Below are 5,644 nucleotides of genomic sequence, written 5' to 3'. Positions count from 1 at the left end.
ACCGAAGACCATGCGGTCTTCGGTGTTATCCGGTATTAGCTCCGGTTTCCCGGAGTTATCCCGGTCTTGCGGGCAGGTTGCCCACGTGTTACTCACCCGTCCGCCGCTGACCGAATCAAGGCAAGCCCCAATCCGGTCCGCTCGACTTGCATGTATTAGGCACGCCGCCAGCGTTCGTCCTGAGCCAGGATCAAACTCTCCAAAGAAAGTTGATTGGCTTTTGCTTCGGCCCATGCGGACCTCCGCTTTTCGTATTGTCCAGCTTCGGTCCGCCGCCGCTCGGGGTCAAATAACCTTCGCCTTCCGGGTGCAAGCACCCTTGCAGGCGAAGAACATTTGCCCGTCGCGGTGACCCGCGGACCTCCGCTTTTCGTCGCGCTTCGTTTCGTTCAGTTTTCAAGGAACGAGACCTCTTCTTGAACTTACTTCGTTGCAATCTTGCGCCGAGGAATCCAACTCCTCTGGACTCCCTCAAACGCAAATGTGTTTTCCGCTTCCTAAAGCGACCCTTACATCATAGCATTTTTATTGTTTGTTGTCAACAGCCTTTTATTCATACCGCTCCGCAACATTTTCCCGGAGCGACAGCGATTTAAAATATATCATCGTTCGACAAGGAAGTCAAGAGCTTTTTTCGGCCGGGTTGCCTCCTTCCTTCAATGATCTTGGCAACTGACATTTGTATAAACACAATGAAATTCCTAATAGCATCCATCCTCTCACCGGCTCCCTTCCATTTTTGGGGATCAGCAGAAGGGGACCGTCAAAATTCTTTTTTTACAACGTGTAATACCGTTCGAGCATTGTATTTCCTTTTGTCGGCATTTCCACGACGGTTAGCACTTTCCTTTCGACAAGATACTCAAGCATGATAACAAGATCAACCGAGTAAGGCGCAAACTGCGGATGACCGGTCATTTCCTCAATGCTCCAAGCACCATTTTTTTCTTTCAGCGCTTCGCATAAATGAGAGGAACCTGATTCTACGTAAGAATGAATCAAAAATTCACTGGCCAGCAACAAAAGTTCCAGCCGTTTCGGAAGCGGTTCTTCACTTCCAACGAGTTCTTCATACAGTTTATAAATCCTTCCATCCATTCGCTTGACTTGATTCCATACGGTCACTTCCGGGTAAAGTCCGTGCTCGATTACGGTCAATCGCGCCAAATGATGGAGGGCTTGCACCATATGGTTGTATGAGTCGAGCCAATGCTTGGCGGCAAACAGCGCCTTGCCATCTGTATAATGGCGGATCAGTTTGGCAAACTCGAGTCCCATTTTCAATCGCCGTTCTTTAGGCGGGAATTGCTCAAGGCGCTGGCGCAACTGCTGAACATAGCCGTTTCGGTCAAACACGACTGTTCCGTTGAACACCCAGTCGACCGCCTTTCGATGTGACCCGAGAACAAGCCATTCATTTAACTGCCGTTCACTGACTGCATAAAGCACCGCCTTTTTCTCGTTTAGTGAATACTGTCTGAGAAGCATAGGCTCGCTTTGCGGGTCGACAATGACGAGCAGCACGACATCAAACGTATCCGTTGTTGCTGCATGGAAAGCCGTTTTTTCAATCATTAAAATTCCGTGCGTGTTGCAGCGGTTTGCCCATTCGTGACAGATGGGATGCAGCAATTCTTTCATACCTCGCGTCCGTTGCAGAAAACCGGCCGCGATATCCGGGCGGACAAATCCCTCAGATATCCCCACATATCGATTGACAGACAACCATACGTTCCTATTTTGAGACGGCTGTTTTTTCTGCAACGTTTTTTCCTCCCTTCCACCGTCATCAATCATCACATTGCGTTTGTGCAGATGTTCAAACAATGCTGTCAACGCCTGTTTCATTTCAGAAAGACCAGAATGCTTGCATCCATGAAGCTGTCGTTTGTTGCGTCATTCGTTATTCGACAAAAAACGAGGAATTCCTTTCTTTAAAACGTCGATTTTGTTGATTTCTTCTTCGCGATGGGACCCCGTTTTATGGTATAGTGGTCTATGTAGGAGGGACTGTGATGAGCATCAAATATTCGAGCAAAATCAACAAAATTCGCACTTTCGCCTTAAGCTTGATTTTTATCGGTGTCATTGTCATGTATCTGGGGCTGTTTTTTCGTACGTCCCCGGTCATCATGACGTTGTTTATGTTGTTTGGGATGTTGTTTCTTGTCGCCAGTGGCATTGTATATTTTTGGATCGGAACACTCTCGACGAGAGCCGTCCAAGTCGTTTGCCCGTCGTGCGGCAAAGTGACAAAAATGCTCGGACGCGTCGATTTATGCATGTTTTGCCGTGAACCGTTGACGTTAGACCGCGAACTGGAAGGAAAAGAGTTTGACGAAAAGTACAACAAAAAAAGAAAAAACTGATAGCCGCCTTGTGCTATCAGCCTTTTAATCCGAATGCGCCGGCGCCCCGCTTTTTTGACAGTCAGGGCAGACTCCGTACACTTCCATGCGATGATGGTCGACCTTAAAGCCGGTGACGTGAGCGGCAAGCTGCTCGACTTCATCAAGCGCTGGATAGTGGAAATCGACAATTTTGCCGCACTCTTCACAGATGACGTGATAATGATTGGAAGTGACGAAGTCAAACCGGCTTGATGAATCGCCATATGTCAGCTCTTTGACAAGCCCGATTTCTTTGAAGACGCGCAAATTATTGTAGACGGTCGCTACGCTCATATTCGGAAATTTCCCTTCCAGCGCTTTGTATATTTCATCCGCTGTCGGATGGGACATCGAGGTGATCAAATACTCTAATATCGCATGACGCTGCGGCGTGATGCGTATGCCCGTCTTTTTCAACATGTCAAGCGCTTCCTTCAGCTGCTCGTTGGTAGACACCGTCATGCACCTCACTCTCCGTATAAGATAAAAAAAATTATCATTTTATAATATTTGTAATTAGTCTACAAGGAGTATATGCCTTTTGTCAATATAGATACCATTAATATATGGGCTCATCCATCTTTTTAACAAAAAAAAAGGGGGTGGGAATCACTTCCACCCGCCGCATTTCCTTCATTTGAGGAGGTTACTATGCATTGTACGCAAAAACGTTGTGATTGATTGGACACTCACCTAGACGATGCCAATCGGGCGACTTCCGCGAGCGCCTCATCGACGTGCCCCTTCACTTTCACCCCGCGCCATTCTTGAACCAACGTCCCATCGGGGGCGATAATGAACGTGGAGCGTTCGATCCCCATATACTCTTTGCCGAAGTTTTTCTTTTTCTTCCACACTCCGTACATTTCTGCCACTTCATGTCGCTCGTCGGAAAGAAGCAAAAACGGCAGTTTGTACTTTTCGATAAACGTTTCATGCCGTGCAACCGGATCCGGGCTCACCCCTAAAATGACAGCGTTCAGTCCGGCGAATTGCTCGTGACGGTCGCGAAAATCGCACGCTTCTGTCGTGCATCCAGGCGTCATATCCTTTGGATAAAAATAAAGGACGACATACTGGCCGCGGAAGTCTGAGAGCGAAACCATTTTCCCGTTGCTTGCCGGCAAGGTGAAATCTGGAGCTGGCTGGCCAATGGCGATCGTCATAGCGTTCCCTCCGTCTCCTTAATGTCTTCTTTTAGCGTAACGAAGACAGAGGAAAATTGCAACTGTCAACGGCGATCCGAGTCAAATACCGTGCGCGTGACGATAACAGCAGGCATAATGTAGCCAAGCAGCGCCTCGGCGATGGCGATCCACCGCCCGATGCCGACCGGGGTGACGTCTCCGTATCCGACCGACAGGAGGGTCATGCCGCTTAAATATAGACTGTCTTCCAGCATAGACAGGCGGTTTCCTGCTGCACTGCTTGGTGACGGAGTAAATACATGATGGCCGTTGGCTTGCAAAATCATATAAATCATCGCAAACCCTAGCAGCATCGTCCCATACCATTGAACGAGCACCCATAAACTGTCAAGGGAGAGGCGGTGCGTTGCTTGTACGCTCGCTGTCCAAAGCGAAGTGATGCTGCCGAGCAACACGGCGGTCACCACTCCGAGGAATGCGTAATCCATTCGCTTCCCTCCACAAATTGTCCGTAGTTCATATATACACCGTGAAACGGACAATTATGCGGGAATAAGCCGCCTTCCCAATCGGAACAGCGTGTCGCCCTCAGAGCCATACATCCCCCTGTTTGGACGAGAAAGACTGTCGGCACAACTTTTCGTTTGTTGCCTCATCACGTAAAAGCACGGGCTAGCACGCTTTTTAATGTAGCTGCGCTATGATGGAATCGATTTTTTTCGTCATCATTCAATTCAATTTCGATCACCTCGCGGATGCCATTGCGGTTAATGACAGCCGGCACGCCGATGTAGACGTCGCGCTCCCCATATAGGCCATCGAGGTAGGCTGATACGGTCAAAATAGCGTTTTCGTTATGCAAAATGGCGCGCGTCACGCGGGCAAGCCCCATCGCAATCCCGTAGTACGTCGCTCCTTTTTTCTCAATAATTTGGTAGGCGGCATCGCGCACATTGACAAAAATGCGCTCGAGATCTTTTTGCGCTTCTTCCCCTTTGGACTCGACCAGCTTGCGGATCGGCATGACGCCGATATAAGCCTGGCTCCAGACCGGGAGTTCAGTGTCGCCGTGTTCCCCAATAATATAGGCATGAACATTTTGCGGAGCGACAGAGAAATACTCGCCCAACAAAAAGCGGAACCGCGCCGTATCTAAAATCGTCCCCGAACCGATCACCCGCTCATGCGGCAGGCCGCTGAATTTCCACGTCGCGTACGTTAAAATGTCGACCGGATTGGTGGCGACGAGAAACAGTCCTTGAAATCCGGATGCCATGACCGACTCAACGATCGAGCGGAAAATGGCAATGTTTTTGTCCACAAGATCAAGCCGCGTCTCGCCCGGTTTTTGGTTGGCGCCGGCGCAAATGACAACCAAATCGGCATCGCGGCAATCATCGTAATCGCCGTGCCAAATGTCAACCGGCTTCGGCGCAAATACTTTCCCATGGTTGAAGTCCATCGCATCGCCTATGGCCTTGCTTTCATTCGCATCGATGAGCACGATCTCATCGGCAATCCCTTGATTCATTAAGGCAAACACATAACTGGCGCCGACAAACCCGGCGCCGATGACCACTACTCGGGCTCCACCGTTGTTTTTCATTGCATTCATCCTCCCTCAATATAATGCGAACACAGGCGTGTTGATTATCCAATAAAATCCAAAGGGTATAGAAAAAAGAGCACCTTTCCTGTAACCCGTGGTGCTAGTTGAGCTTTAGCGCTCAACTAGCCCAAGTGTAACCAGGGAATAAGCTAACAATATACCGTCTAGTGCCACTTCAAATCCGATAATCGAATTGGCTCGGATCCCCGTGATGCGATAGTGGTCAACCAGAACCGAGAACACCGTCTCGATCACTTTGCGTTTTTGTTGGATCCACTGCTCCCATGTCTCAGACGCACGATGTTTCTGGTTTTTTCGAGACGGAGTCCAAAGCGCCATTTGGTATTCTTCGTACAGCCTTTTTTGCAAGTCACGGCTAATGAATCCTTTGTCCCCAAAGTTATACGGGTGGGGAATTTGGGTCATCACGCTTTCGGCTGCGATTCGATCGTGGCAAGATGCTTCCGTCACCACATACCCCATTGGCAGCCCTTGAT

General features: G+C 49.2%; 6 protein-coding genes, 1 rRNA gene and 1 pseudogene. 1 reads left to right on the top strand and 7 read right to left on the bottom strand.

Going from position 1 to position 5,644, the window contains the following annotated elements; genetic code table 11:
* Positions 1-206, bottom strand: a 16S ribosomal RNA gene (locus AP057_RS12065); the annotation flags it as partial.
* Between the two features lie 571 nt (positions 207-777).
* Positions 778-1,641: a nucleotidyltransferase-like protein gene (locus AP057_RS12060; RefSeq protein WP_055358851.1), complete on the bottom strand. Its 864-nt coding sequence runs from the start codon at positions 1,639-1,641 to the stop codon at positions 778-780.
* Positions 1,642-2,015: 374 nt separating this feature from the next.
* On the opposite strand from AP057_RS12060, the gene AP057_RS12055 reads away from it, so the two are divergent.
* A complete protein-coding gene (locus tag AP057_RS12055; protein WP_055358850.1) occupies positions 2,016-2,369 on the top strand; it encodes a YgzB family protein in 354 nt (117 codons plus the stop codon).
* Positions 2,370-2,393: 24 nt separating this feature from the next.
* Here AP057_RS12055 and perR read toward each other — a convergent pair whose 3' ends face one another.
* The 5 genes and pseudogenes from perR to AP057_RS12030 all read right to left on the bottom strand — a co-directional run.
* Positions 2,394-2,852, bottom strand: a complete 459-nt coding sequence (gene perR / locus AP057_RS12050; RefSeq protein ID WP_033016718.1) for a peroxide-responsive transcriptional repressor PerR — start codon at positions 2,850-2,852, stop codon at positions 2,394-2,396.
* A 227-nt stretch (positions 2,853-3,079) separates the two neighbouring features.
* Positions 3,080-3,556, bottom strand: a complete 477-nt coding sequence (bcp, locus tag AP057_RS12045) for a thioredoxin-dependent thiol peroxidase (protein WP_033009906.1) — start codon at positions 3,554-3,556, stop codon at positions 3,080-3,082.
* Positions 3,557-3,621: 65 nt separating this feature from the next.
* Positions 3,622-4,026 (bottom strand): potassium channel family protein, encoded by a 405-nt coding sequence (locus tag AP057_RS12040; protein ID WP_033016717.1) that lies wholly within the window; start codon positions 4,024-4,026, stop codon positions 3,622-3,624.
* A gap of 167 nt (positions 4,027-4,193) precedes the next feature.
* Positions 4,194-5,144 carry an L-lactate dehydrogenase gene (locus AP057_RS12035; protein ID WP_055358849.1) on the bottom strand — a complete coding sequence of 317 codons (951 nt, stop codon included), beginning with the start codon at positions 5,142-5,144 and terminating at the stop codon, positions 4,194-4,196.
* Positions 5,145-5,258: 114 nt separating this feature from the next.
* Positions 5,259-5,644 (bottom strand): annotated as a pseudogene (locus tag AP057_RS12030) (IS982-like element ISBs1 family transposase); the annotation flags it as partial.

Origin of the sequence: Geobacillus sp. Sah69 (genome assembly GCF_001414205.1) — a bacterium.
In the GTDB taxonomy this organism is placed as follows: Bacteria; Bacillota; Bacilli; order Bacillales; family Anoxybacillaceae; genus Geobacillus; species Geobacillus stearothermophilus.
Note: the sequence above shows the minus strand (reverse complement) of the source record. Positions and strands in the feature narration are given on the sequence as shown.